The sequence below is a fragment of the Brevibacterium atlanticum genome, from assembly GCF_011617245.1.
Lineage (GTDB): Bacteria > Actinomycetota > Actinomycetes > Actinomycetales > Brevibacteriaceae > Brevibacterium > Brevibacterium atlanticum.
In genome coordinates this window covers 3,394,297-3,419,157 of sequence record NZ_CP050152.1, presented here as the reverse complement: position 1 = coordinate 3,419,157, position 24,861 = coordinate 3,394,297, and the positions used below count along the sequence as shown (strand labels likewise).

The 24,861-nt window shown below is 66.6% G+C and carries 24 protein-coding genes; 18 read left to right on the top strand and 6 right to left on the bottom strand.

Annotated features, from left to right (window positions below; genetic code table 11):
* The first annotated feature begins 37 nt into the window (after window positions 1–37).
* From GUY23_RS15250 to GUY23_RS15240, 3 genes are read left to right on the top strand one after another with little or no spacing between them, the layout of a single operon-like run.
* Window positions 38–721, top strand: a complete 684-nt coding sequence (locus GUY23_RS15250) for a glycosyltransferase family 2 protein (protein WP_166973772.1) — start codon at window positions 38–40, stop codon at window positions 719–721.
* On the top strand, window positions 718–1,386 hold the full coding sequence (locus GUY23_RS15245; RefSeq protein ID WP_166973769.1) for a TIGR04282 family arsenosugar biosynthesis glycosyltransferase: 669 nt from the start codon (window positions 718–720) through the stop codon (window positions 1,384–1,386). Before GUY23_RS15250 ends, GUY23_RS15245 begins: the two co-directional genes overlap by 4 nt.
* Entirely contained in the window at window positions 1,383–2,060 is a 678-nt protein-coding gene (locus GUY23_RS15240) for a methyltransferase domain-containing protein (protein ID WP_166973766.1), read from the top strand. Before GUY23_RS15245 ends, GUY23_RS15240 begins: the two co-directional genes overlap by 4 nt.
* A gap of 3 nt (window positions 2,061–2,063) precedes the next feature.
* On the opposite strand, the gene GUY23_RS15235 is transcribed toward GUY23_RS15240, so the two are convergent.
* A complete protein-coding gene (locus GUY23_RS15235) occupies window positions 2,064–2,651 on the bottom strand; it encodes a hypothetical protein (protein WP_166973763.1) in 588 nt (195 codons plus the stop codon).
* Window positions 2,648–3,916: a molybdopterin-dependent oxidoreductase gene (locus tag GUY23_RS15230; RefSeq protein ID WP_166973760.1), complete on the bottom strand. Its 1,269-nt coding sequence runs from the start codon at window positions 3,914–3,916 to the stop codon at window positions 2,648–2,650. The genes GUY23_RS15235 and GUY23_RS15230 overlap by 4 nt, the downstream gene beginning before the upstream one ends.
* 278 nt (window positions 3,917–4,194) lie before the next feature.
* Here GUY23_RS15230 and GUY23_RS15225 point away from each other — a divergent pair, with 278 nt between their 5' ends.
* The 7 genes from GUY23_RS15225 (at window position 4,195) to GUY23_RS15195 (ending at window position 11,611) form a co-directional block, all read left to right on the top strand.
* Window positions 4,195–5,094, top strand: a complete 900-nt coding sequence (locus tag GUY23_RS15225) for an MTAP family purine nucleoside phosphorylase (protein ID WP_166973757.1) — start codon at window positions 4,195–4,197, stop codon at window positions 5,092–5,094.
* A complete protein-coding gene (locus GUY23_RS15220) occupies window positions 5,091–6,284 on the top strand; it encodes an NAD-dependent epimerase/dehydratase family protein (RefSeq protein ID WP_166973754.1) in 1,194 nt (397 codons plus the stop codon). Before GUY23_RS15225 ends, GUY23_RS15220 begins: the two co-directional genes overlap by 4 nt.
* 17 nt (window positions 6,285–6,301) lie before the next feature.
* A complete protein-coding gene (locus tag GUY23_RS15215) occupies window positions 6,302–7,747 on the top strand; it encodes a hypothetical protein (protein ID WP_166973751.1) in 1,446 nt (481 codons plus the stop codon).
* A 63-nt stretch (window positions 7,748–7,810) separates the two neighbouring features.
* Window positions 7,811–9,007, top strand: coding sequence for a low temperature requirement protein A (locus GUY23_RS15210; protein WP_166973747.1), 1,197 nt, complete (start codon window positions 7,811–7,813; stop codon window positions 9,005–9,007).
* 119 nt (window positions 9,008–9,126) lie between these two features.
* Complete coding sequence (locus tag GUY23_RS15205) at window positions 9,127–10,269, top strand: M4 family metallopeptidase (RefSeq protein ID WP_166973744.1); 1,143 nt, start codon at window positions 9,127–9,129, stop codon at window positions 10,267–10,269.
* Window positions 10,266–10,673 (top strand): hypothetical protein, encoded by a 408-nt coding sequence (locus GUY23_RS15200; protein ID WP_166973741.1) that lies wholly within the window; start codon window positions 10,266–10,268, stop codon window positions 10,671–10,673. Before GUY23_RS15205 ends, GUY23_RS15200 begins: the two co-directional genes overlap by 4 nt.
* 17 nt (window positions 10,674–10,690) lie before the next feature.
* The gene (locus GUY23_RS15195; RefSeq protein ID WP_166973737.1) at window positions 10,691–11,611 is read left to right on the top strand and encodes a tryptophan 2,3-dioxygenase; all 921 of its coding nucleotides are present in this window, start codon (window positions 10,691–10,693) and stop codon (window positions 11,609–11,611) included.
* Between the two features lie 9 nt (window positions 11,612–11,620).
* Here the strand turns inward: GUY23_RS15195 and GUY23_RS15190 are convergent, their stop codons facing one another.
* Window positions 11,621–12,493 (bottom strand): alpha/beta hydrolase, encoded by an 873-nt coding sequence (locus GUY23_RS15190; protein WP_228282414.1) that lies wholly within the window; start codon window positions 12,491–12,493, stop codon window positions 11,621–11,623.
* Window positions 12,494–12,556: 63 nt separating this feature from the next.
* The gene (locus GUY23_RS15185) at window positions 12,557–13,375 is read right to left on the bottom strand and encodes an SGNH/GDSL hydrolase family protein (RefSeq protein WP_166973734.1); all 819 of its coding nucleotides are present in this window, start codon (window positions 13,373–13,375) and stop codon (window positions 12,557–12,559) included.
* Window positions 13,376–13,530: 155 nt separating this feature from the next.
* Between GUY23_RS15185 and GUY23_RS15180 the strand changes: the two genes are divergently transcribed.
* The gene (locus tag GUY23_RS15180; RefSeq protein WP_166973731.1) at window positions 13,531–14,811 is read left to right on the top strand and encodes an amidohydrolase; all 1,281 of its coding nucleotides are present in this window, start codon (window positions 13,531–13,533) and stop codon (window positions 14,809–14,811) included.
* A complete protein-coding gene (locus GUY23_RS15175; protein WP_166973728.1) occupies window positions 14,808–16,631 on the top strand; it encodes a threonine/serine exporter family protein in 1,824 nt (607 codons plus the stop codon). Before GUY23_RS15180 ends, GUY23_RS15175 begins: the two co-directional genes overlap by 4 nt.
* 39 nt (window positions 16,632–16,670) lie before the next feature.
* Here GUY23_RS15175 and GUY23_RS15170 read toward each other — a convergent pair whose 3' ends face one another.
* The gene (locus tag GUY23_RS15170) at window positions 16,671–17,372 is read right to left on the bottom strand and encodes a uracil-DNA glycosylase (RefSeq protein WP_166973725.1); all 702 of its coding nucleotides are present in this window, start codon (window positions 17,370–17,372) and stop codon (window positions 16,671–16,673) included.
* Between the two features lie 417 nt (window positions 17,373–17,789).
* Here GUY23_RS15170 and GUY23_RS15165 point away from each other — a divergent pair, with 417 nt between their 5' ends.
* From GUY23_RS15165 to GUY23_RS15140, 6 genes are all read left to right on the top strand, one after another.
* On the top strand, window positions 17,790–19,256 hold the full coding sequence (locus GUY23_RS15165; protein WP_166973722.1) for an aldehyde dehydrogenase family protein: 1,467 nt from the start codon (window positions 17,790–17,792) through the stop codon (window positions 19,254–19,256).
* Window positions 19,257–19,570: 314 nt separating this feature from the next.
* Window positions 19,571–19,837, top strand: a complete 267-nt coding sequence (locus GUY23_RS15160) for a DUF3263 domain-containing protein (RefSeq protein ID WP_166973719.1) — start codon at window positions 19,571–19,573, stop codon at window positions 19,835–19,837.
* A 2-nt stretch (window positions 19,838–19,839) separates the two neighbouring features.
* Window positions 19,840–20,421, top strand: coding sequence for a LytR C-terminal domain-containing protein (locus tag GUY23_RS15155; protein WP_166973716.1), 582 nt, complete (start codon window positions 19,840–19,842; stop codon window positions 20,419–20,421).
* 284 nt (window positions 20,422–20,705) lie between these two features.
* Window positions 20,706–20,909 (top strand): cold-shock protein, encoded by a 204-nt coding sequence (locus tag GUY23_RS15150; protein WP_025780447.1) that lies wholly within the window; start codon window positions 20,706–20,708, stop codon window positions 20,907–20,909.
* An 862-nt stretch (window positions 20,910–21,771) separates the two neighbouring features.
* Window positions 21,772–23,415 (top strand): chaperonin GroEL, encoded by a 1,644-nt coding sequence (gene groL / locus GUY23_RS15145; protein ID WP_166973712.1) that lies wholly within the window; start codon window positions 21,772–21,774, stop codon window positions 23,413–23,415.
* Between the two features lie 229 nt (window positions 23,416–23,644).
* Window positions 23,645–24,028: a hypothetical protein gene (locus tag GUY23_RS15140; RefSeq protein WP_166973708.1), complete on the top strand. Its 384-nt coding sequence runs from the start codon at window positions 23,645–23,647 to the stop codon at window positions 24,026–24,028.
* 30 nt (window positions 24,029–24,058) lie between these two features.
* Here GUY23_RS15140 and GUY23_RS15135 read toward each other — a convergent pair whose 3' ends face one another.
* Window positions 24,059–24,826, bottom strand: a complete 768-nt coding sequence (locus GUY23_RS15135; RefSeq protein WP_166973705.1) for a DUF1707 SHOCT-like domain-containing protein — start codon at window positions 24,824–24,826, stop codon at window positions 24,059–24,061.
* Between the last annotated feature and the right edge of the window lie 35 nt (window positions 24,827–24,861).

Below are 24,861 nucleotides of genomic sequence, written 5' to 3'. Positions count from 1 at the left end.
CGCGTCTGTGCCGGTCCGGAATCCTTAGTGTCGGAGCATGCCGAAATCACCACCGCGCAGCGCTCTCATCGATCTCGTCCTCCCGTGCCTCGATGAGGCCGCCGCCCTGCCCGGAGTGCTGGCGGGGCTGCCGCCGAACGTCCGGCCGATCGTCGTTGACAACGGTTCGACCGATTCCTCCGCCGAGGTGGCCCGCGCGCTCGGCGCCCACGTGATCGACGAACCCCGGCGCGGGTTCGGATCGGCCGTATACGCCGGAGTCCTCGCGGCCACCGCCGAGGTGGTGGCGATCTGCGATGCCGACGGGTCGTTCGACCTCGCCGAACTCGACCGAGTGACCGGACCCGTCCTCGCCGGGCAGGCGGACCTCGTCCTCGGGCGCAGGCACGCGGCGGAACGGCATGCCTGGCCACTGCATGCCCGGGTGGCCAACCGCGTCCTCGCCGGACTCATCCGGCTGCGCACCGGCATTGTCGTCCACGATCTCGGACCGATGCGGGCGATGCGCAGGCAGGTCCTGCTCGGCCTCGACCTTCATGATCGGCGCAGCGGCTATCCGCTCGAAATGCTGCTGCGGGCCGGGAGCGCAGGCCTGCGCATTCGTGAGGTCACCGTGAGCTACTTCCCCCGCATCGGGCGGTCGAAAGTGACCGGGACGCTGCGCGGAACCCTTACCGCAATCACCGACATGGCCCGCCTGATCGGACAGGAGAAGCGATGACCACGCTCATTATGCTCGCCAAGGAATGCGTGCCGGGGAAGGTCAAGACCCGTCTCCACCCTCCGCTGAGCCTCACCCAGGCCGCCGAGGTGGCCGCGGCCTGCATCGACATCACCACGACCGCCGTCGACTCCTGTACATGGACGCGCACGATCCTCTGCTTCGACGGCACGTCCCTGCCCAGGGACTTCACCGGGTGGGAGATCATCGAGCAGGTCACCGGCGGGCTCGATGAGAGGATTGCCGCCGCCTTCGATGTCTGCACGGGTCCGACCGTGCTCATCGGCATGGACTCCCCGCAGCTCGATCGTCGAGTCCTCGACCGGTTGAGCGCCGAATGGCCCGAGGACTGCGACGCCTGGTTCGGTCCGGCTGCCGACGGCGGGTTCTGGGCGCTGGGCCTGCGCGAGCCCGACGGTGAGTTGGTCAGAGGCGTGCCGATGTCCCGGCCGGACACGGGCGCCATCCAGCTCGACCGGCTGCGCACTGCGGGACGGCGCACAAAACTGCTGCCGACGCTGCGCGACATCGACACGATCGATGACCTGCACGCGGTCGCCCGTCTGCTGCCGTGGTCGCCGCTGGCGAAGCTAGTCGGGAGTCTTTCCGAGAGTGAGGAGTCGGCGGAGCTCGCCCTCGACGCCGAGAGTCGGCAAGCATCATGAGCCAAGCGGTCGCAGCGACCAGCTTCGGCCACGGTGGTGCCCGACCCTATGAGCGCGCCCTCGTCCGCGGAGGGCCGCTGCTGCTCACGGCGGCCGGTGTTGACGAGACGCCGACGCTCATGGACGTCGATCGCTACACCGGGCCGGCCGATGCCGCCGACCTCACCGTGATCGCCCGCGCAACGGGGGCAGTCATCGACCTCGGCTGTGGGCCAGGGCGAATTGTGCGTGCGGCGATCGCGGCGGAGCGGTTCGCTCTCGGCATCGACATCTCCGCCGCTGCCGTGGCGATGGCACAGGCGGAGGGGCTGCCTGTGCTCTGCCGTGATATCGGTGACCCGCTGCCACTCGAGGGTCAGTGGAACGCGGCACTGCTCCTCGACGGGAACATCGGCATCGGCGGTGATCCCGCGCGACTCCTCGAGCGTGCCCGTCGACTCATTGACCCGAGCGGACTCGTCATCGTCGAAACGGCCCAGGAGCCGGACGAACACAGAGTATTCCTCGCCGAAGTCCGAGACAGCGGCGGCCGCACGAGTGCAGCTTTCCCCTGGGCACAGGTCGGCAGTCGGAGTCTGACTCGCATTGCCGAGAGTCTGGGGCTGCAGGTCGAAGAGAGCTGGTCCTATGGCTCCCGCGCCTTCCTCGCACTGCGATCGGCGAGTCGGCGGTGAGGTTTACCGGGACCGGCGGACTGCGATGAGGCCGACGATGAGCACGATTGCGGAGACCGCCAGAACAACGACCCACAGTGCCAGCAGGTTCTGGGCATAGTCGCCCGGCAGGATCGTCGGATTAGCGACCCCGCGCCGTTGAGCCCAGATCTCGGGAGCGACGATCACAGAGACCAAGCAGGCGGCGACGAGCAGCGACCGGGTGATGGCCTCGTATCTCGACCCGGCGAACGCAGAGCCAGCCGACTTCGGACGGACGACTGCAAGGAGACGGTGGCCGGATCCGCGGCGTCGCACGTCCGGTGCGCCGGTGGCAGTCGGCGACGGAGCCGGCCTGCGTGAAAAGAGCAGACGAGCGACCACCGTGACAGCCGGCACGAGGACGAAGTCATGGGCGATGACGGCGGCGGCCAGCCATAGTCCGAGACCGATGATGTTGTTGATGCGAAGCCCTGTGAGCACGAGGACGACCCCGTAGATGGTGAGGCAGATTCCGGCGAGGATGAGGACTGCGCGGAAGCGGTTGTCATTGGTCGTGGGAGTCCGTACGGCCGTAGGTGTCCGAACCGAATCGGCTTGGTTGCGTGTCATTCGAGTACCTCGATCGTTCTGATCCATTTCGTCTGCAGCACCCCCGGTCGCCCCGGGGCGATGATCCTCGCTGGGTATCCGTGGTCGAGGTCGAGGACCTCACCGTTGAGCTCTAGTGCGATGAGGGTGAGGTCGTCGGAGGTGAACTCCGGGCCCATCTCGCTGACCGCATAGCCGCCTCGCGTCTGCAGGCTCGTGATCCGCAGTCGCGAATGTGAGTCGAGCCCGACCCGTGCCAAGAGGTCACGGATTCGCACGCCGGTCCACCTCGCCGAGGTCGACCATCCTTCGACGCACGCGATCGGAATCGTCGCCGTCGTCTGCTCCATCTCCTGGAGGTCGGCGCGGCTGAATCCGTGCACCGTCGCTCCGTCCCGGACCGTGAGGGTCCACGCCGGGTCGACGGCGGTGGTCAGGACATCGGCAGCGGCGGCTGTGCGGTTGACAGGAAGCCCCTGGGGCCCATCGCCGTAGTTGCGGGGGCCGAAGAGATTGAGCCCCGAGAGCAGTCGCGTCGACTGCCCTGCAGTGAACACGGTGATCGCGCCGACCGCTGTGAAGATCGACGCGAGGAAGAGGCGCCGATCGAAAGTGACGTCGCTGTCGACGGCAGCGACGGATTCGCTGCTCGCAACGTCGCGGCCATGTACAGGCACCGTGCGTACGGAAGCTTGAGGCCGCCTCGGCGTGGGATTCGCACGCCAGTGGGCGCGGATCGTCGGCAGCTGGAAGGCGATGTGCGCGAGCAGCGCGCCAACGATGATCCATGCGAGCGCGTAGTGGACGGTGCGGAAGGAGAACGGCCACGCATACCAGTGGTATATGTTCATCACCCCGATCGTCAGTTCGAGCAGGCTCGCGGAGACGAGCACGCCGACGAAGCCGCGTTCGAGGGCGTGGAGCCCTGAGCGGATCGGCGGCCAGACGAAGAGCCGCGGATAGACCGTCCACAGCTTCGCCAGCAGCAGAGGGACGCAAGCGAGCCCCGCTGCGACGTGCACACCTTGAGTGACTTGGTAGAGCGCGGCCGGACGGGTGGGAAAACGCATCCACGGCAGCGGATCCTGGAGGAAGTGGCTGAACAGGCCGGTGGCGAAGCAGAGTGCGAAGGCGAGTCCGAGCAGCCGGCCGATGACGACGGTGGTGCGGGGTCCCCGCACGACGTCGTCATCCGGTACGCGGAGGCGCTCATGCACGGTTTGGCGGAGTGCGGTGAGGCGGTCGTCCGGTGCAGAGGGGCGGTCTTCAGGCGGCGGTAGCGGCATTCCCCGACACTAAGCTGACCGAGCTCCGCGGCGCGTCCGGATTTCCTTACGGTTCGAGGACAGACAAGTCCCGGGGGAGAAGCGCTGCGCGTGTGACAGGCGCTGTACGGGGACACGCGACCTGTAGGGGACAGGTGATCTGTGCGAGGCGGTTCTGTCATCGTCTCGTAAGCAGATTCCCGGCACCCCGGCACCGCTGCCGCGACACAATGGCGAGGGAAGCCGGCCGACGAACCCGGTGGGGCACGTCGACGACCCCAGCAGGGAAAGGAACCCAGATGGACGAGACAGACGACACACGCCCGCGCATCGCCGTCATCGGCGGGTCGGGACTCTACGAACTCCTCGATCAGGACTCCCGCATCGACGTCGAGATTGCGACTCCGTACGGTTCGCCGTCGGGCACGATCACGGTCGGTGACTTCGCTGGCCGACGGGTCGCCTTCGTCACTCGGCACGGAGCCGGGCATGCGCTCGCCCCGCACGAGATCAACTATCGGGCAAATATGTGGGCCCTGGCCTCCCTCGGGGTCCGTGTGGTCGTGAGTTCCTCGGCCGTCGGCGGGATCAGCACCGAAGTGGGTATCGGCGGCTTCGTCATCCCTGACCAGATGCTCGACCGCACGACGACACGCGAGTCGAGCTACTCCGGCGAAGGACTGCTCATCCATCTGCCCTTCTCCGATCCCTTCACCCCCGAACTCGTTGCCATCGCCCGTGACGCCGTCCGGACACTCGGCGAGGAGATTCCCGACTTCGGCACGATCGCGGTGATCGACGGCCCGCGGTTCTCGACGAGGGCGGAGTCACGGGTGTTGCGCCGCGACGGCGCCGACATCATCAACATGACCCAATACCCGGAGGCCGCGCTCGCGCAGGAACTCGGCATGGGCATCGTCAACCTCTCGTTCGTCACTGACTCCGATGCCGGCGAGACGCATGACGACGCGGTCGACGCCGACACGGTGCTCCACCGGCTCAGCGCCGCCCAGCCGCGGATCCGCGCGGCGCTCGCCGCCATCGTGGCCGTGATCGACCCCGACTACACGCCGCCGAGGCTGGTCCCCGAGGCGGTCACCCGGCGGATCCTCGCCCGTCCCGTTGTCCCGGCTGCTGCCCCGGCCGGCGAGTGCGCCGGCGGAGGGAACACGTCAGCTGCCGAGGAGGTCGCCCGATGACGTCGTCCCCTCCGCATCTGCTCGTCACCGGAGGCGCAGGCTTCATCGGCGCCGAGGTGGTCGCCGCGGCTCTGCGCGCGGGGTGGCGGGTGAGCGTCCTCGACAGCTTCCGCGCCGACGTCCATTCCACCGCCCTTGATGCCGACGAGATCCTCGGGCGCTTCGGCGACGAGTTCGCCGGAATGCTGATGTCTCCAACCGGGGCATCGCAGACCGAGCCGGCTCGCCTGCGCATCGTCCGCGGCGACGTCGCCGAATCCGCTCTGCTCGATCGGCTGCTGCCGGATATCGACGCGGTCAGCCATCAGGCCGCGAAGGTCGGCCTCGGCGTCGACTTCGCCGACAGCCCCGACTACGTCGCGAGCAACGATCTCAGCACAGCCATCCTGCTCGCGGCGATGACCAGACACGAGATATCCAGCCTCGTCCTCGCCTCCTCAATGGTCGTCTACGGAGAAGGTGCCTACCGGGACGAACACGGTCCGGTCGCGGCGGGACCGCGGTCCGTCGCTGACCTCGACGCCGGTCGCTTCGATCCCATCTCACCACGCACGGGCCGACCACTCGAACCCGAGCTCATCACCGAGGATGCGCCCGCCGATCCCCGCAACGTCTACGCCGCGACGAAGCTCTCGCAGGAACATCTCGCCTCCGCATGGGCGCGGGCGAGCGGAGGACGCGCCGCGTTCCTCCGCTATCACAACGTCTACGGACCCAACATGCCGCAGGGCACGCCGTATGCCGGCGTCGCCTCGATCTTCCGCTCGGTGCTCCAAAACAGCGGACGTCCCCGAGTGTTCGAAGACGGCCGGCAACGGCGGGACTTCATCCACGTCGGCGATGTCGCACGAGCCAATATCGCCGCCCTCGAATGGGCGGGAGCACAGGAGCCCGGGACGGTGAGAGCCTTCAACGTCGCCAGCGGAGACGTCCACACGATCGGGGACATGGCCGAGGCACTCGCCTCGGCTCTCAACGGGCCGACACCTGTCGTCACCGGGGAATACCGCCTCGGAGATGTCCGCCACATCACCGCCTCGGCGCAGCGGATCCGCGAAGAACTCGGTTGGGCTCCGCAGATCGGTTTCTCTCAGGGGATGACCGAATTCGCCCACGCCCCGATGCGGGACGCCGTCGATGCGATGCGCGACGACGTCGACGCTCGGCAGACCGGCGGCACCCGGGTGTGAGGGACGGTCCCAGACCCATGCCGGAACGAGAACACACCTCGCCGATCCGCGCCAGCCGGGCCGAGACATGTGCAGGCAGGACCGAGACTCGCGCGGGCCGAGCCGAGGTCATCGGCGCCGCTTCGGCTCTCGCCCTCATCGCTGTCGCGATCGCGGTTCCTCCGTTGACGGGCTGGGAGGTCAAAGCGCTGTCATTTCCGCCGCTGTTCGCCGAGCTGCGCCCGCGATTCGGACCGGGCAGCATATTCGCCGTGGTGATCGGCGTGGCCGTGGCCCTCGGTGGGTTCGGCCTCGCACGCCGAACGGGGTGGTGGGCGCTGCTGGCACTGATGACTCTCACCTCGGCGGCATGGATGCTCAGCCTCGACGCGATCGACGGGTTCGGCCACCTCGGCGGGATCCTCGACAGCGCCGAGGAGTACCTGCCGAGCGCGCGGGCCCTCGCCGCCGATGGGCTCCTCTCCTCTGTGCCCGACCTGCTCACCGGGTACGTGGCACGGATCCCACTCGCGGCACCGGACAATCTGCCCGTTCACTTGGCCGGGCATCCACCGGGGGCCGTGCTGTTCTTCGCACTCCTGCTCTCTTGTGGGGTGTCCTCGACGTGGGCGATCGGATTGGTCGTGACCCTGCTGGCGGCGACGATCCCCGCCGCCGTGATGTCGACCCTCCGCAGCCTCGGCGCCGAGGCGGCCGCGCGCAGCATCGCGCCGTTCCTGGTGTGCGCCCCGGCTGCCATCTGGCTGGCCGTCTCAGCCGATGCGGTGTTCGCAACCACGGGGGCGTGGGCGGTGGCGGTCCTGGTCTGGGGGACCGTTCGGCCCGAGCAGCGGCAGGCGACGAGGTTCATGAGTGGGCGAGCGATCCTCGGAGGCCTTGTGTCCGGAGTCCTGCTCGGTCTCGGCACATATGCGAGCTATGGGTTCCCCCTCCTCGGACTCGTCGTCCTCGCCGTGTTCGTCATTGCGCGGAACCTGCGCTCGCTGCCCTGGCTCATCGGCGGGGGGCTCATCGTCGTCGCGCTCTTCACCCTCGGCGGTTTCGAATGGTGGGAGGCCTATCCGGTGCTCCGTGACCGCTACTTCGACGGATTCGCCGCCAGCCGGCCCCCGGTCTACTGGCTATGGGCGAACCTCGCGGCGCTCCTGTGCGCGACCGGCCCCGCCCTCGGCGCAGGCATCGCAGTGATGGGCACTGCGCTGTTGGACCGCAGTCGGGCGCCGCTGAACAAGGGGAGCGGTCGGAATGTCGTCTTCATCCTCTCTGTGGCGGCCGTCGGCATGGTCGTCGCCGCGGATCTGTCGAGCATGAGCCGGGCGGAGGTGGAGCGGATCTGGCTGTTCATGGTGCCGTGGCTGCTCGTCTCTCTGGCCGCGGTCTCGGAGCGGTCGCGGACCTGGCTGCTGTCCACACAGCTTGCCTTCACCCTCGTCCTCGTGCACCTCATGCAGAGTGCGTGGTGACTCGGCTCAGTTCGTCCTAAGCTGTCCTCAGTCCCGATGAACCATACCGCGAAAGCACCTGACATGACCTCGACGTCCTCCGCACGCTTCCGCCTCGTCCCGATGCGTCCTCGCGATCCGGGGGAGGAGGGCCGGGCGGCGAGCACGCTCGAACTCTTCTTCGACCTCGTCTTCGTCATCGCCGTCTCGATCGCGTCCTCGCACTTGCATGACACGGTCACGGCCGGCCGCCTCGGCGAGGGTGTGACGAACTATCTGCTCGTGTTCTTCGGGATCTGGTGGGCGTGGATGAACTTCACCTGGTTCGCCACCTCGTTCGACACCGACGATTGGCTCTACCGGGTGCTGACGATCGTGCAGATGGGCGGGGTGCTCATCCTCGCCGCCGGCATCGGGCCGGTGTTCTCCGACGGGGACTTCCGGCTCCTCATCGCCGGCTACGTCCTCATGCGCATCATCATGATCTCGCAATGGCTGCGCGCGGCCCGCGGCGCCGGGCCCACACGGTGGACGACGATCGTCTACGCCTGCGGAATCGGGATCGCGCAGGTCCTGTGGGTGGCCTGGCTGGCCATCGACGACCCCGTCATGCGGGCGGTCGGCCTCGGCCTGCTCATCCTCGCCGAGGTGGCGGTGCCGGTCGTCGCCGAGACCCGAGGCAATACCCCGTGGCACCCGCACCACATCACCGAACGCTACGGCTGCTTCACCATCATCGTGCTCGGCGAGAGCCTGCTGGCCTCGGCGGACACGATCTTCGACGCCCTCGCCGAGGTCGAGGAGATCGTCCCGCTCATCTCACTCGGCGTCCTCAGCCTCACCGTCACCGCCGCGATGTGGTGGATCTATTTCTGGCCGCCGCACCACCGGGCGATCGGCAGCCTCGGCGGGTCATTGAAGTACGGGTACGGCCACTACTTCATCTTCGCCGCCGCCGGTGCGTTCTCGGCCGGAGTCGGCGTCGAAGCCGACTCCCAGCTCGGAGACAGCGCCCTCGATCCGGTGCTGGCGACGTTCACGGTCTCGGTGCCCATCGCCGTGTTCGTGCTGGGCGTGTGGCTGCTCGCGATCCGCGCGAACGCGAACGGCATCGTCAATACCGTCGTCCCGGTCTGTGCGGTCCTCGTCCTCCTCGACCCGATCATCCCGATCCCGACGTTCCTCACGACGTTCTTCATGATCATCATCGTCATCACCCTCATCGTCATCCCGCCGAAGGGCGGAGGCTCGGAATACGACGCCGAGGTGGTCACCGGGTGAGCGACGACCGGCAGATGCGGGGGCGGGAATCCTCCGCCGAGGTGGTCGCCGGGTGAGCGACGACAGTCGCCTGTCGTCGTGACCTACCGATGCGTGGACGAACGTGGGACGCTGGAGACATGAGCTTCCACGGTGCCCCCAACATCCACAGTGCCCCCACGATCCACAGTGTCGTCCCGCCCTATCTCCTCGATGCGATCGCCGAGCGCGGTCCCGAGAAGTTCCCCCGCGCCGCGGCCGCCGCCCGCAGCTGTCGGATGTCCGATGAGAGCTGCCGGAACCTGCGGGTGGCGGGCTTGCGCTACACGCCGCCGGCCGACCTCGGCAAGGAGACCTCGGCACTCGCCACACCTGCCCCTGCCGGGCTGCAGCGCCTCATCCATGATGCCGAGAACGCCGAGGTGCTGCCCGGCACTCTCGTCCGCTCCGAAGGTGAGGACCCGGTGAGCGACGAACGGGTCAACGAAGCCTATGACGGTCTCGGCGCCTCTTATTCTCTGTTCTCCGAGGTCTTCGATCGTGATTCCCTCGACGGCAAGGGGATGCCGCTCATGGCCAGCGTCCACTACGGCCAGGACTACGACAACGCATTCTTCGACGGCCGTCTCATGGTCTTCGGCGACGGCGACGACGAGGTCTTCACCGGGTTCACCGGATCCGTGTCGATCATCGGCCACGAACTCTCCCACGGCGTCATCAGCCACACCGCCGACCTCGAGTACTTCGGGCAGCCGGGCGCGCTCAATGAACACTGCGCCGATGTCTTCGGAGCACTGGCCGACCAGCACGACAACAGCCAGAACGCCGAGGACGCCGACTGGCTCATCGGGGCCGGCATCTTCACTCCCGAGGTCACCGGTCGTGCCCTGCGTTCGATGATCGAGCCCGGCACCGCCTATGACGACGATGTGCTCGGCAAGGACCCGCAGCCGGCGCACATGGACGATTTCGTCACCACCGATTCGGACAACGGCGGCGTCCACCTCAACTCCGGCATCCCCAATCGTGCTTTCGCGCTCGCTGCCGTCAGCGTCGGCGGACCGGCCTGGGAGAGCGTCGGCCAGGTCTGGTACGGGGTTCTCACCGGCGAGGACATTACGAAGCAGACCGATTTCGCCGGCTTCGCAGAGCTGACCATCGCCGAGGCGGCCGACCAGTTCGGAACCGGATCCGACGTCCACGACGCGGTCGTGACCGGGTGGGAGGCCGTGGGCATCTCCCATGCGGGCTCGGGCCGCGGAAATCAGGGGAGCAGCTGGTGAGCGAGGATTCCGACGGCGACGAGGGCTTCGGGCGGGTGCTCGTCGAACGCTCCGGAGGGATCGGCGGATTCCTCCTCGTGTGGGACCTCGACATCGACGCCAGCGCGCGACGAGATGAGATCGGACCCCGCGTCGCCGAACTGCCGTGGACCGGGCACAACTCCGAGTCAGCGCCTTCCGGGGAAGCGGCAGCCTCCGGCGTGACAGCAGCAGGATCGGCAGAGGCAGGGGCGGCAGAGGACGGTTCGAGTCGAATGTCTGTCGGTGCCGACCGTTACGCGTATCTCATCGAGAGTCGTTACGGCCATGTGCGCTTCGGTGAGGGGCAGATGCCCGAGGAGTGGAAGCGGCTCGTCGACACGGTGCGCGAGAGCACCGAACCCGAACGGCGACGCCCCGGCTGACCCCTAAGCTTGATGCCATGACCGACGAGAAACCGACTCCGACCAGTGCCGCTCGGACGACCGCAGAGCAGAACGTCCGCGACCTCGAATCCGGGATCCACACGGACCTGAAAGAGACGATGACCTACGGGTCCTATCTCGATCTCGACCGACTGCTCGGCGCACAGCACCCCGTCAGCAGCCCCGAACACCACGACGAGATGCTCTTCATCATCCAGCATCAGACCACCGAGCTGTGGTTCCGCCTCGTCATCCACGAACTCCTCGATGCCCGCCGGCTCATCGCCGCCGATGAACTGCAGACCGCGCTCAAACGCATCGCCCGGGTCAAGCACATCCAGAAGACCCTGACCGAACAGTGGTCCGTGCTGGCCACGCTCACCCCGAGCGAATACGTGGGCTTCCGCGACCAGCTCGGCCGCGCCTCGGGATTCCAATCCTGGCAGTACCGGGCCGTGGAGTTCCTGCTCGGGAACAAGAACCGCGGCATGCTCCAGGTCTTCGACGGCGAACCTGAGGCGCGAGCAGCCCTCGAGCAGTACCTGAACGAGCCGAGCATCTACGACGAGTTCCTCGCCTGCCTGTCCCGCCGCGGACTCCCAGTGCCCAAGCGCCTGCTCGACCGTGACAAGTCCGAGGCGCACACCTTCGACGAAGAGCTGGTCGAGACATTCCGAATCATCTACGAGAACCCGCAGAAGTACTGGCAGGAATACGAAAGCTGCGAAGAGCTCGTCGACCTCGAGGAGAACTTCCAGATCTGGCGCTACCGGCACATGCGCACGGTGCTGAGGATCATCGGCATGAAGCGCGGCACGGGCGGGTCGAGCGGGGTCGGCTTCCTTCAGAAGGCCCTCGAGCTCACCTTCTTCCCCGAACTCTTCGACATCCGCACCGGCATCGAGAACGGCCCCGGGATCAGCCCCGAAGGGGTGTGAGCAGAAGATTCAGCCGAGCAGCAGCTTGCTGACCTGCGCGAAGTATCGGGACTCGGGGTCGATGACATCGGCATGGTTCGCCCCCGCCAGCTCCGTGCAGACGGCCGGGAAGACGCGAGAGAATTCGACGTTCACGACCCCGTCGGCATCCCCGTGGATCGAATGCACGTCAACGCGCTCCGGGATGAGCGCGGCGCGCGAGCGCGGATCGTGGCGCAGATAGGCGGCGAGGTCCTCCTCGGGGCGCAGCCCCATATAGTCGAGCACCGCCCCATCACCGAGCCCGTCCGCCACCTCGCGCAGCAGGTCCGTCACCGGAGCCAGCGGTCGCAAGCGGATCCGCGGTCCCTCTGCCGGCAGATGGGAAGCCCAGGCGAGGACGAGGCAGCCGCCGGCCGAGTGCCCGGAGACCATGAGGTTCTCGCGCGCCGCGCCGTTCACGCCCCAGCCGGGCAGCTCTGCGCACACCGAGTCGATGGCCGCAGTGACATCGTCGAGTAGGCGCGGCTGTCCGCCGACCCGCCGGTATTCGACGAGCGCGACGAGCACCCCGGACGCGGCCAGCGCTCGAGCCAGGGGGCGAGCGTGAGCGAGGTCCGTGCGGGGACGGAAGTAGCCGCCGTGGACGAAGACCACCGTCGCTGAGGCGGCCGCCGGGTCGCCGTAGACCTCGACGAACTGCTCCTTCGCCGGCCCGTACACGTGCCGGAACGCGGGCACCGCTCGACCCGCACCGACCTGGGAATCGCCGCTCGGTGTGAGGGGTTCGCGGTCTCCGGATCGGTGAGTCGGATCGAGCGATGCATCGGCACCCGCGCTCGGACCACCGAGCTTCGCACCCGCCTCGGCGAGTTCGACGATGCGCGCACTCTCGTCGCTCACTTCTCTGCCCTCACTCCGCCGTCCTCATGTCGATACCCTCACTCGGTCGCACCGCAGGCACCTTCATCCGGCCGTCCCTTCAGCCCGTTCGACGAGGTCACGGACGCGAGTGAGTTCGGGCAGCTTCGGATCGAGCTTGTCGCCGGAGGACTCTCCGCGCAGACGCCGTCCGACCCACGGACCCAGGTACTGCTTGGCCCACCGAGACTCCTCGCTCATCACCTCACGGATCGCCCGCGTCGGTCGAGCCGGAATACCGAAGCCCTCGACCGGCAGGGAATGACCGGACTCGAGGGTGGCCAGAGCCTGCTCGGCGACGAGGTGATGGCCCTTGGGGGAGAGGTGGATACGGTCATCGGCCCACATCTCCGCAGCGTAGAGCGAACGCAGCCCCCACACATCGATCATGTGGCAGCCGTGCCTCTGCGCGATCGACCACAGATGCGCATTGTAGACACCCACTCGCGGTCGCACCGCGCGGATGAGCGGAGTGCTGAACTCGGTGTCGAAGCCGTTGCACATGAGCACCTCGATGCCGGCCTCACGCAGCGCGACGACGGCGCGTTCGAACTTCGCAGCCAGGGCATCGATATCGGCCTTCGGTCGCAGGCAGTCGTTGCCCCCGGCGCACAGGCTCACGAGGTCCGGCTTGATCTCCAGGGCACGAGGCACCTGCTCGTCGATGATGCGATCGAGGAGCCGACCGCGGATCGCGAGGTTGGCATAGGACACGTCCGGACAGCCCACCGCGGATTCGGTGAGCATGAGTGCCAGGCGGTCGGCCCACCCGCGGAAACGGTCGTCGGCACGCGGGTCCGGATCCATCAGCCCTTCGCTGAACGAGTCTCCGACAGCGACGTATGAGGTGATGGTCTCGAGCATCAGGGATCCCTCTCTCTTCGGTCGATTCCACCAGACTATACGCCTGGCCTGACACGGGTCGTGTGCCCGGGCAGGGTTCCCCGTGGGCACCCTCAGGTGGCGTAGACTCGACACCGCATCCAAACGTCGCCGCCGACCCCTTCGCAAGGAGCACTATGTATCGTTCGGTTCCGGTCCCCACCTCCACAGATCTCGTCATCACCAACGCACGAATCGTGCCCGTGGCCGACGAGAACGGGCGCCGCACCGAAGCGATCGAGTCGGGCACGCTGACCGTCCGCGACGGCCGCATCGCCGAGGTGGTGCCCGGGTCGGTCGACACTTCCGCGCTGACCGCCGGAACCGAGGTCATCGACGCCGACGGACGCTGGGTCCTGCCCGGTTTCATCGAAGCCCATGGCCACCTCGGCGTGCATGAGGACGGTGAGGGCTGGTCCGGCGATGACACGAACGAGATGACCGACCCCAACGGGGCGGGACTGCGGGCGATCGATGCGATCGATCCCACCGACCTCGGGTTCAAGGATGCGTTGCGCGGGGGAGTCACCTCGGCGCTCATCAAACCCGGATCCGGCAACCCCATCGGCGGTCGCACGGCCTTCGTGAAGACCTGGGGCCGGATCGTCGACGAGATGCTCGTGACCCAGGACCTGTCCGTGAAGTCCGCGCTCGGTGAGAACCCGAAGCGCGTCTACGGGGACAAGAAGGTCACCCCGTCGACGAGGATGGGCACCGCGAAGATCATCCGTGACGCCTTCGTCGAGGCCCGGAACTACCAGGCCAAACGCGATCACGCCGAGGCCGAGGGCACCCCGTTCGCCCGTGACCTCGTCAAGGAGACCCTCGTCGAGGTCCTCGAGGGCACGCTCGCGTGGGACCAGCACTGCCACCGTGCCGACGACATCGCCACCGCCATCCGCCTGGCCGAGGAATTCGGGTACCGCCTCGTCATCAACCACGGCACCGAAGGCCACAAGATCGCCGACTACATCGCCGATAAGGGCATCGACGTCATCCTCGGGCCCCTCATGACCACCCGGTCGAAGGTCGAACTGCGCGACCGCACCCTGGCCACTGCTGCCTCCTTGGCCAACGCGGGCGTGCGCATCGCCCTGACCACCGACCATCCCGTCATCCCGATCAACTTCCTCATCCATGAGGCTTCCCTGGCCGTGAAGGAAGGACTCGACCCGGTCGTGGCCATCGAGGCCCTGACGATCAACCCCGCCGCGATCTTCGGACTCGACGACCGCCTCGGCAGCCTGGCCGCCGGCCGCGATGCCGACATCGTCATCTGGTCCGGCGACCCGCTCGACCTCGACTCCCGCGCCGAGACCGTGTTCGTCTCCGGCCGCCGGGTCTTCGACTTCGACGTGCAGACGGGAACCGCGGACATCGCCGACCCACACGGCCCGACACTCATCAGCGAGCCGTGAGCGACGACGACCTCGAAGACGCCACCACCGCCGAGGCGCGGGTCGATGACCCGACCGCGCCCGGTCCCGTCCACGGTTCGTCCCCGTCCCCGAGCGCGAACGGCAACCCGGAGGCCGGATCCCAGGCCCTGAGGGAGCTGCTCGAACGCACACGCCTGCAGAGACTGGCCGAACTGCGGGAGACCCCGAGCGGCACCCGACCCGAGGACGTCGCCAAGGCAGCGGCCGCGAAGGCGGCGAAACCGAGCCGGAGCGGAGGACGGGCGAAGCCCAGGACCGACCACCTCGGCGCATCTCAGCGGATCGCCCAGAAGGTCGCCCGACGCACCGTCGGCAAACTCGTCTCGGGCACCACCACGACGAACACCCAGCCGGTGCCGATCGTCACTGCGCTCAAGGGCACCCCGTACCAGGCGCCGGTGCAGGCGACCGAGCCGAGCGAGGACGAGGCACGGATGATCCTCGACCTCGCCGCCGACATCGCGGCGATGATGATGCGCGCCGGTGCCGGCACCAGCGATGTCGAGGTCTCGGTCATCGCCGCCTGCACCGCCTGCGGTCTCGCCACCGTCGAGGTGGACCTGACGTCGAACACCCTCGTCGTGCACTATTCGACCTCCGACGGCAGGCTGCTGACGGTGATGCGGGTCAACCGCGGCGAATCCACGCACTATGCGAAGCTCGCCTCGGTGCACAAACTCGTGACCGACCTCGTCGATGGTCGACTCGAGTTCAACGAGGCACGCAACCGCCTCGACGCGATCCGGTCCCAGCGCCGGCCGTTCCCACAGTGGTTCACCACCGGTGCCTGGGGGATGATGGTCGGTGCGCTGGTCCTCCTGCTCGGGGGAGGCCCGATCGCGGTGCCGTTGGGCATCGCCATGGCCATCCTCATCTTCCAGGTCGGCAAGTGGATCGGCCGGACGCATCTGCCGTCGTTCTTCATCACGGCGCTCCAAGCCGCGGCGGCGACGCTCATCGCCACGATCGCCGGTGACATCGGGATCATCGCCTCACCGCAGTACCTCGTGGCTGCCGGCATCGTTCTGCTGCTGCCGACGCAGTCGCTCTATTCGGCCGTGCAGGACGCGTTGACGAACTTCCCGCTCACCGCCGCCGGGCGCGTGGTCGGAGTGTTCATGACGCTGGCGGGCATCGTCTCCGGCATCGCCTTGGGCGTCGTGTGCGGACAGGCGATCGGGCTCAGCCATATCGAGGTGCTCGTACCGAAGACGAGTCCGCATGTGGTCACCGCCATCCTGTCGATGTTCGCGGCCACGGTGGTCTCGATGTCCGGTGCCGTGGCGATGTCGGCCAGACGGCGCTTCATCCTGCCGGCCGCCCTGGTCGGACTCGCTTCGCACATCACGATGATGTCGCTGACCCTGCTGCACATCGACAATGTGCTCGCCAGCCTGCTCGCGGCCACCGTCACCGGGTTCCTGTCCAGGCCGTTGGCGCTGCGACTCGGCGCACCGGCGATCGTGCTCATGATCCCCGGCATCTACACCCTGCTGCAGGGGCTGTCGATCTTCACCGCTGTCTACCAGATCGCTTCGGACTCGGAGAACGTCTCCTTCGCCGTGGGGCTGTCCTCGCTGTTCACCGCGATCCTGGCGAATGCGGCCCTGGCCGTCGGGGCCGTGTTCGGCAGCTATCTTGCGCTGCCGCTGAAGAACCTCAAGAGCCGCAGCTCGGCGGAGGAGAAGGTCGAATCGGTGCGCAGCGGCGAGCCGGCGACCGCGGTCATCGACACCGTCCAGACCGGCGGGACGAAGACGCAGACGGGGCCACAGGCAGGGGCGCAGACCGACTCGTGAGGGCTACGCCCTGAGGGCTCAGTTCTGAGTAATGAGGGCTCAGCCCTGCGGCGGCAGCGCCCAGTCGATGGGCGCGATCCCCTTCTGCCCGAGCAGCTCATTGACCCGTGAGAACGGGCGGGAGCCGAAGAACCCGCGGCTGGCCGACAACGGTGACGGGTGCGGGGATTCGATGATGGCCACCTCGGCGGTGCCCGATGTCAGCAGCGGTGCGAGATTGCGGGCATCCCTGCCCCAGAGGATCGCGACGAGGGGCTGATCCCGTTCGGTCAGCGCTGTGATCGCGCGTTCGGTGATCTCCTCCCAGCCCTTGCCGCGGTGGGAGGCCGGTTGGCCCGGGGCGACGGTGAGTGCCCGGTTGAGCAGCATCACTCCCTGCCGTGACCACGCACGCAGATCTCCATGGGCGGCCGGGGCGATGCCGAGATCGGCCTCGAGCTCCTTATAGATGTTGCCCAGCGATCGGGGGAGTGGACGGACCTCAGGGTCGACGGCGAACGACAGGCCGATCGGATGCCCCGGCGTCGGGTAGGGATCCTGACCGACGATGAGGACCTTCACCTCGGCGAGCGGTTCGGCGAAGGCGCGGAACACATTCGACCCGGTGGGAAGGTACTCGCGGCCGGCGGCGAGTTCGGCGCGGAGGAAATCGCCCATCGCATGGATACGGTCCTCGACCCCGGCCAGGGCCTCGGCCCAATCGGGGGACATGATTTCGGTCATCGGAGGCGTCGACGTCATGGGCACGAGTGTAGCGAGGCCGTGCCGCAGCGGTCGCACTGGTGCGGGAGGCGGGACTCTTTCGCCGGGCTCGGGCGCGAACGTCAGGGCAGCCTCGGCGAATGGAACTGGGCACACCGCCGGTTCGCCCGGATTGTTCGGTCGATCCACCGCGGTCTGCCTTGATGAAATCACGGCGGATCGACCAAACAATGACCTTCGGCGGGCAACGCCGCACATTTCGTCGCGCCGCCTCGGCGAGGGAATCCATCTGACAGTCGGAGGGCCTCGCGTGTGCACTCAACTGCACTCACCCGTGCACGTGTGCACGGACCGCAGACCTGGTGTGCAGTATCGCCCATCGGTCCACCGTTCTTTCCGGACGGGGCGAGGCGATAAGCTCGTGGCAGGAGTTCATCGTTGAACGAAAGGACGAGAATGTCGGATTTCCCCGAGGCCAAGAACTGGAAGATGCTCATCGGCGGCGAGTGGGTCGATGCCGCTGACGGCGACACCACCGATGTCATCACCCCGATCGACCGAAACGTCGTCATCGCGAAGGTGCCCAACGGCAAGGAGGCCGACGCCGATCGTGCCGTCAAGGCCGCGCGGAAGGCCTTCCCCGAGTGGGCGGCTGTGCCATTCAAGGAACGCCAGAAGAAGCTGCTGGCCTGCGCGGATGCGCTCGAAGCCGCCTCGGAGGAGCTGGCCCAGCTGACCGCGATCGACACCGGAAACGCGATCCGCACGCAGGCCCGCCCCGAGACCATCACCCTGGCCGACCTGTTCCGCTACATGGGCGGCGTCGCCGGAGAGGTCAAGGGCAACACTCTGCCCGCCGGTGACGGACAGCTCCAATACACCAAGCGCGTGCCGCTCGGGGTCGTCGCCGGCATCCTGCCGTGGAACTCCCCGCTGATGATCGCGGCGTTCAAGACCCCTGCCGCGCTCGCAGCCGGCAACACCATTGTTCTCAAGTGCGCCGAGGATGCGCCGCTGACCATCCTCAAGATGGCCGAGATCATCGCCGACATCCTCCCCGCCGGCGTGCTCAACGTCGTCACCGGCAAGGGCTCGGTCATCGGTGAGGCCCTCAACGTCCACCCGGACGTCGACAAGGTCTCGTTCACCGGTTCGACGAGCGTCGGTCGTCACGTCGCCGAGGTGGCCGGCGGCCGCCTCGCACATTCGTCGATGGAGCTCGGCGGCAAGTCCCCGAACATCATCTTCCCCGACTCGAACGACGACGACACCCTCCAGCAGGTGCTGCTGTCGACCCGATTCGCCCGCCAGGGACAGTCCTGCACGATGGGCTCGCGGCTCTTCCTCCACGAGGACATCTACGACGACTTCCTCGCCAAGCTCGTCGATGCCGTGTCGAAGATGAAGGTCGGCGACCCCCGCGATGAGGACTCCGACATCGGCTGCATCATCAACCAGAAGCAGTACGACCAGGTTGCGTCCTACATCGAGATGGGCAAGTCGATGGACGGCGTCGAGATCGCCTACGACGGCTCCGATTCCCTCGAAGTCGGCGAACCCGGCTTCTACCACGCACCCGTGATCTTCTCGAAGGCGAAGAACGACTGGCAGACCAGCCGCGAAGAGATCTTCGGCCCCGTCCTCTCGGTCATCCCGTGGAAGGACATCGACGAGGTCATCGACATGGCCAACGATTCCGACTTCGGCCTCGCCGCCTTCGTCTTCACGAAGAACGTCGACGCGGCACTGACCATGGCCAACCGCATCGAGTCCGGCTGGGTCCAGGTCAACCAGGGCGGCGGCCAGCTCGCCGGCCAGTCCTACGGCGGCATGAAGACCTCCGGCTTCGGCCGCGAAGCCTCGCTCGAGGGCATGCTCGAGGGCTTCACCCAGATCAAACAGGTCAACATCCGCATCCGCTGATCGGGCCAGGCCCGTCACCGAGGTGGGACACCCTCCCCGAGGTGGGGGCACCTTCCCCGAGGTGGTCCGCCCGGTCAGGACCGGGCCTCGCGTCCGGGGACGGAACCCCCGCCGAGGTGGGCCACCTCGGCGAGGATTCCCGTGCTTCACCCCGTCGCAGCGCACATCACCCAGGTGTGCTGGGACGGGGTGATGCCGTTCCTGCCGAGAGTCGCGAGGGGCCTCACAGGGACGACGGCGCGCCGGAAATTTCGGTCGCGCGTCTCGGGCGATAATATAGAAGAACAGTCACCTCTCGAAGGAGCACATCCCCTATGCCGCCGAACAACGACACCTCAGAACTGAGCGAGCTCGAGGTGGCCGTTCTCGAATTCGAGCGGCGGTGGTGGAAATACGGTGGAGCCAAGGATCACGCGATCCGTGAGCGCTTCGACATGTCGGCCACCAGCTACTTCCAGATACTGAACTCGCTTCTGGACAACCCTGCCGCTCTGGCCAGCGATCCGATGCTGGTCAAGCGCCTTCGCCGGATCCGCACCACGCGGCAGAGCGAGCGCGCCCAAGCCCGCGTCTCGAGGTAGATATGACCGACGAATTCGACGAGATCGAGCCCGGCCGGCGCAGCGGCGCCCATCGACAGGAATCCGCAGCGTCGTCGAACATCGGTGCCATCTCTCTGGTCATCGTGCTCGCGCTGGTCGCGGTCCTGCTCGTCGTGGCCGCCATCAACATCATCTTCTCCTCGATGGGCAATCCCGAGTCGAAGGTCGCCGACCCGCCGGCCTCGGAGTCCGCATCATCTGAGCCCTCGCCGAGCGAGAGTGAAGTCAACGTCGCCGACGATTCGATCACCGTCGATGTCCTCAACGGCTCCGGCGTCTCCGGTGCTGCCAAGAAATTCTCCGAGGCGGTCGAAGACAAGGGCTGGAAGCTCGGCCAGGTCGGCAACTACTCGACGAATCTCACCGACTCGACCGTGTACTACAACGGCGCGGACAACGCTTCACAGGCCAAACTCGTCGCGAAGTCGCTGGGGATCTCGGCCACCGAAGCCTCCTCGGACTTCGACGCCGACGTCACGGTGGTCATCTGCTCGGACATCGCCGACCGCGGTCCCGAATCAGGTGGAGAAAGCACGGAGGGCGCAGACTCCTCCGACGGATGAAGTCCGCCGCACTCCCCGCGTGAACAGGACAAAAAGCCTTAGGTAACGAATCTATAACAGTGTTGAGCGACCCCGGGTGAGATGCGCGGCTGCGGTAGAGTGGCACCAGCTAGGCAAGCACAGCACCTTGTGTTCTATTCGTGCTTCACCGAGATTATTCTCCCGAGGTCAATGAGAGAAGTCGCGGGGTCGGTTGAGTTTTACTAGCTTCCGCAGACCGATGCGGTCGCCCGATCGCGGATGATCTGCGGGATTTCAATGGCACTGCACTGTATGGAGAAGTAATGGCACAAGGTACCGTCAAGTGGTTCAACGCTGAAAAGGGCTATGGATTCATCACCCTCGAAGGCGACAACCAGGACGTGTTCGTTCACTGGAGCGCAATCCAGATGGACGGCTACCGCTCTCTCGAAGAGGGCCAGCAGGTTCAGTTCGAAGTCGGAGAAGGACAAAAGGGTCCTCAGGCGGAGTCCGTCACCCTCCTCTGAGACTGGCTGCTGACAAGCACAGTTTTCTGATCCGCCGCACGACGATGTCCGAACGACCCTCCGGTCGACCGGCGTCACCGTGAGCGGGGAGAGCGCCGAGCAGGCAACTGCTCGGCGCTTTTCAGTGCCCGGGTGCGGCGGCGCCCGGGTGGATGGGACTGGCGAAGAGACTCACGTTGTTCCGAACTACTCACCGAAGAACGTGAGTCGTTGAGAGAAACATGTGCCTCAACCGCCTTGGAGCTGGGATGCCGTCGCTGATAGGCCACGCGAAGGAACTCCGACGCTCGGTGGCCCGCCGCGGCAGTCTCGTTGCCTTTGCGTCACGCGAATGAGCCCAGTCGACGCCGGACAGCCCAAGTCCGGAACTCGGCGCCTCACACATCGGACTGCTCAGCTCAGGGTGGGACGATTCGCCGAATGCCTATGCTTAGAGGTGCCCTGCGGTGCCGGCGGGGCGGCACCGATCATCGTTTCGCGCTGGGCCGAACCGCCTCGGCGACGGTTCCGTACCGGCCCTCAAAGCGTCTGCTGCGACGCTCAGGACGGCCGCTTGGGTGCCCGCAGACCCCGAGAATCCGCGGAAAACGGTCGCGTTCCTGCTTGGTCAGCTCCCGAAGGTGCGGTGACGTGACCGCGATCGCCGGGCGTGATCACCTGTGGCGCCAAGCGACGACTATTTGCACTCGCATGGTGAGAGTGCTAAATCTAGTACTGGTGAAAACCGTTGGGTTCCCACCAGTCGTCTCGAGAGCGTGGTCCTTATGTGGAATGGAACATGCGGACACACTCTCTGCCGTCGCGGGCGCTGATGACTGCTCTGGATTCCCACTCCACTCCATCAGGGAGGATCTAAGCCACTATGGCAAAGATGATTGCATTCGACGAAGAAGCTCGTCGGGGACTCGAAGCTGGCCTCAACCAGCTCGCGGACGCGGTCAAGGTGACCCTTGGACCCCGCGGTCGCAATGTCGTGCTCGAAAAGCAGTGGGGCGCACCGACCATCACCAACGATGGCGTCTCGATTGCCAAGGAGATCGAACTCGAGGACCCCTACGAGAAGATCGGCGCCGAACTCGTCAAGGAAGTCGCCAAGAAGACTGACGACGTCGCAGGCGACGGAACCACCACCGCTACCGTGCTCGCACAGGCTCTCGTCCGCGAAGGCCTGCGCAACGTGGCAGCCGGTGCTGATCCGCTCAGCCTCAAGCGCGGCATCGAGAAGGCAGTGGAAGCTGTCACGGGTGTCCTGCTGAACAACGCCATCGACATCGAGACCAAGGAACAGATCGCCGCCACCGCAGGCATCTCCGCTGGAGATCCCGCTATCGGTGAACTGATCGCCGAGGCCATCGACAAGGTCGGCAAGGAAGGCGTCGTCACCGTCGAGGAGTCCAACACCTTCGGACTCGAGCTCGAGCTGACCGAGGGTATGCGCTTCGACAAGGGCTACATCTCCGGTTACTTCGTCACCGACACCGATCGCCAGGAAGCTGTCCTTGAGGATCCGTACATCCTCATCGTCAACTCCAAGATCTCGAACGTGAAGGACCTGCTGCCCGTCCTCGAGAAGGTCCAGCAGTCCAACAAGCCGCTGTTCATCATCGCTGAAGACGTCGAGGGCGAAGCCCTGGCCGTCCTGGTGCTCAACAAGCTCAAGGGCACCTTCAAGTCCGTGGCCGTCAAGGCACCGGGCTTCGGCGACCGCCGTAAGGCGCAGCTGGCCGACATCGCCATCCTCACCGGTGGCCAGGTCGTGTCCGAGGAAGTCGGGCTCAAGCTCGACAGCGTGACCACCGATCTGCTGGGAACCGCCCGCAAGGTCGTCATCACCAAGGACGAGACCACCATCGTCGAGGGCGCAGGAGACGCCGAGGAGATCGCCGGAAGGGTCGCTCAGATCCGCGCCGAGATCGAGAACTCGGACTCCGACTACGACCGTGAGAAGCTGCAGGAGCGCCTGGCCAAGCTGGCCGGCGGTGTCGCAGTCATCAAGGCCGGAGCCGCCACCGAGGTTGAGCTCAAGGAAACCAAGCACCGCATCGAAGATGCTGTGCGCAACGCCAAGGCTGCTGTGGAAGAGGGAATCGTCGCCGGTGGCGGCGTCGCCCTGATCCAGGCGGGCAAGGCTGCCTTCGGAGACCTCGCACTCGAGGGAGACGAGGCAACCGGTGCGAACATCGTCAAGGTCGCCATCGAAGCCCCGCTCAAGCAGATCGCCACGAACGCCGGCCTCGAAGCCGGTGTGGTCGCCGACAAGGTCGCGAACCTCGAGCCCGGATTCGGCCTCAACGCCGCAACCGGTGACTACGAGGACCTGCTGGCCGCCGGCATCAACGACCCGGTCAAGGTGACCCGCTCTGCCCTGCAGAACGCCGCCTCGATCGCCGGTCTGTTCCTCACCACCGAGTCGGTCGTCGCCGACAAGCCCGAAAAGGCCGCAGCAGGTGCAGACGCAGCTGCCGGCATGGACGGCATGGGTGGAATGGGCGGCATGGGCTTCTGATCTGACGCCAGCGTCAGAGCAGCCCCGCTGTTCGATCGGCCGTGTCGGCGCCCGCAAGGGTACCGGCACGGCCGTTTTCATGCCCTGTGCGCAGATGGCAAGTGCGATTCTGGTTCGCAGGTGCCATGTGCGATTCCGGTTCGCTTGCGCTCGGAGTTTCGCGCCGTCGTCGGCAGCGTTCTTCCGCGAAGCATTGTGACACCGTCATGTCCCCGCCTAGGCTGGGCGCATGACTTTCACCGGCACCGATGCCTGCGGAAACAGCCCGAAGAACGTCTTCGTCGCCGAGTTCGAAGAGAACCTCTTCAACGGAGTCAGCGATTCCCTCGCCGAGGCGGTCGCTGAGGACTGCGTGCTCCAGATCGTCCGACCCGAAGGAGTCCGGACCGCCACCGGCCGTGACGAGGTCGTCGGCGCGTTGCTGGAGCTCTCGGCGCATTCGCCCCAGGTCGGCCACCTCGAAGCCGCGATCACCCACGGCAAGGCCGCAGCCGCTTGGGGATACTGGCAGGCCGAAGCGGACAGCGTTGACCTCAGGCACTTCTCCCACACGATGTGGTTCACTACGCACAAGGCGCACGACTTCGGCCAGATTCGGGTCTTCCAGATCTGAGCGGTCGATCGGGGCCGCTGGATACCGGCGTCAGTCCCAGGGGTTGTCGCGGTGGTTGCGACGGCCCTCTCGGCGCCTGCGCCGCTCGTCCCGTCGGGAGATCTGACCGGGCGAATACGGCGGGTGAGATGGATGCGGCGGCTGCAGTCCTCTGCCGTAATCGGACTCGTAGTCATCGGCCGACTGTTCGGCCTTCTCGAGTTCGCGTTTGGCCTCCGCATCGCCGAGGTGGGCCCTGGCCCTGCGTGTGAGCTCCCGCTTGCGCTCTCGGATCGTCTCCTGCTTGTGACCGATGCGAGAGAAGAATCCCAGCAACATCGGAATGATGACGAAGATCGGCCAGAAGAAGATGAAGTCTCCGCGAGCGATCGAGGTGAACGCCCAGATGGCCACGGTGATTCCACCGGGGCCGGCGATGAGGCCGAGTGCCGCCCGGCGCACTCGATCCCGGTAGTAATGCTGTGCCGCGGCGTCGATCTGCTCAGGCGTGATCGGAACACGGTCGGCCTCGAGCCGGGCCAGAGCCTGCGCGCGGCCGGCATCATCGAGCTCGTCCGGTTCGACCTCGGACGGGTCGGCGAGGACGAGGTCCTCGATCAGCACTGGGACCTCGCCGAGGGTCTTGACCTTCGCAGCCGCCTCGGTGCGTTCGTCGAATTCCTCCACGTCGAGCTGACCGAGCGCATACGCCTCCGAGAGCACATCGGAGATGATCGCACGGTCGGCGTCGGAGGCACGGACCTGTCCGTGCGATCGCGGATCGGCGCTGAATCGCGACCAGAGGGGACGAGCGTTCATGATGAATACTGTAACCCCGCCACGCCGATCTGGGC

Excerpts from the sequence above, each read along its gene's own strand:
- groL (WP_166973712.1), top strand. The coding sequence starts at position 21,772 with ATGGCAAAGATGATTGCATTCGACGAAGAAGCTCGTCGGGGACTCGAA.
- GUY23_RS15165 (WP_166973722.1), top strand. The coding sequence starts at position 17,790 with ATGTCGGATTTCCCCGAGGCCAAGAACTGGAAGATGCTCATCGGCGGC.
- GUY23_RS15195 (WP_166973737.1), top strand. The coding sequence starts at position 10,691 with ATGACCGACGAGAAACCGACTCCGACCAGTGCCGCTCGGACGACCGCA.
- GUY23_RS15180 (WP_166973731.1), top strand. The coding sequence starts at position 13,531 with ATGTATCGTTCGGTTCCGGTCCCCACCTCCACAGATCTCGTCATCACC.
- GUY23_RS15225 (WP_166973757.1), top strand. The coding sequence starts at position 4,195 with ATGGACGAGACAGACGACACACGCCCGCGCATCGCCGTCATCGGCGGG.
- GUY23_RS15155 (WP_166973716.1), top strand. The coding sequence starts at position 19,840 with ATGACCGACGAATTCGACGAGATCGAGCCCGGCCGGCGCAGCGGCGCC.
- GUY23_RS15240 (WP_166973766.1), top strand. The coding sequence starts at position 1,383 with ATGAGCCAAGCGGTCGCAGCGACCAGCTTCGGCCACGGTGGTGCCCGA.
- GUY23_RS15150 (WP_025780447.1), top strand. The coding sequence starts at position 20,706 with ATGGCACAAGGTACCGTCAAGTGGTTCAACGCTGAAAAGGGCTATGGA.
- GUY23_RS15160 (WP_166973719.1), top strand. The coding sequence starts at position 19,571 with ATGCCGCCGAACAACGACACCTCAGAACTGAGCGAGCTCGAGGTGGCC.
- GUY23_RS15245 (WP_166973769.1), top strand. The coding sequence starts at position 718 with ATGACCACGCTCATTATGCTCGCCAAGGAATGCGTGCCGGGGAAGGTC.
- GUY23_RS15135 (WP_166973705.1), bottom strand. The coding sequence starts at position 24,826 with ATGAACGCTCGTCCCCTCTGGTCGCGATTCAGCGCCGATCCGCGATCG.
- GUY23_RS15205 (WP_166973744.1), top strand. The coding sequence starts at position 9,127 with ATGAGCTTCCACGGTGCCCCCAACATCCACAGTGCCCCCACGATCCAC.
- GUY23_RS15170 (WP_166973725.1), bottom strand. The coding sequence starts at position 17,372 with ATGACGTCGACGCCTCCGATGACCGAAATCATGTCCCCCGATTGGGCC.
- GUY23_RS15210 (WP_166973747.1), top strand. The coding sequence starts at position 7,811 with ATGACCTCGACGTCCTCCGCACGCTTCCGCCTCGTCCCGATGCGTCCT.
- GUY23_RS15220 (WP_166973754.1), top strand. The coding sequence starts at position 5,091 with ATGACGTCGTCCCCTCCGCATCTGCTCGTCACCGGAGGCGCAGGCTTC.
- GUY23_RS15215 (WP_166973751.1), top strand. The coding sequence starts at position 6,302 with ATGCCGGAACGAGAACACACCTCGCCGATCCGCGCCAGCCGGGCCGAG.
- GUY23_RS15235 (WP_166973763.1), bottom strand. The coding sequence starts at position 2,651 with ATGACACGCAACCAAGCCGATTCGGTTCGGACACCTACGGCCGTACGG.
- GUY23_RS15140 (WP_166973708.1), top strand. The coding sequence starts at position 23,645 with ATGACTTTCACCGGCACCGATGCCTGCGGAAACAGCCCGAAGAACGTC.
- GUY23_RS15185 (WP_166973734.1), bottom strand. The coding sequence starts at position 13,375 with ATGCTCGAGACCATCACCTCATACGTCGCTGTCGGAGACTCGTTCAGC.
- GUY23_RS15230 (WP_166973760.1), bottom strand. The coding sequence starts at position 3,916 with ATGCCGCTACCGCCGCCTGAAGACCGCCCCTCTGCACCGGACGACCGC.
- GUY23_RS15250 (WP_166973772.1), top strand. The coding sequence starts at position 38 with ATGCCGAAATCACCACCGCGCAGCGCTCTCATCGATCTCGTCCTCCCG.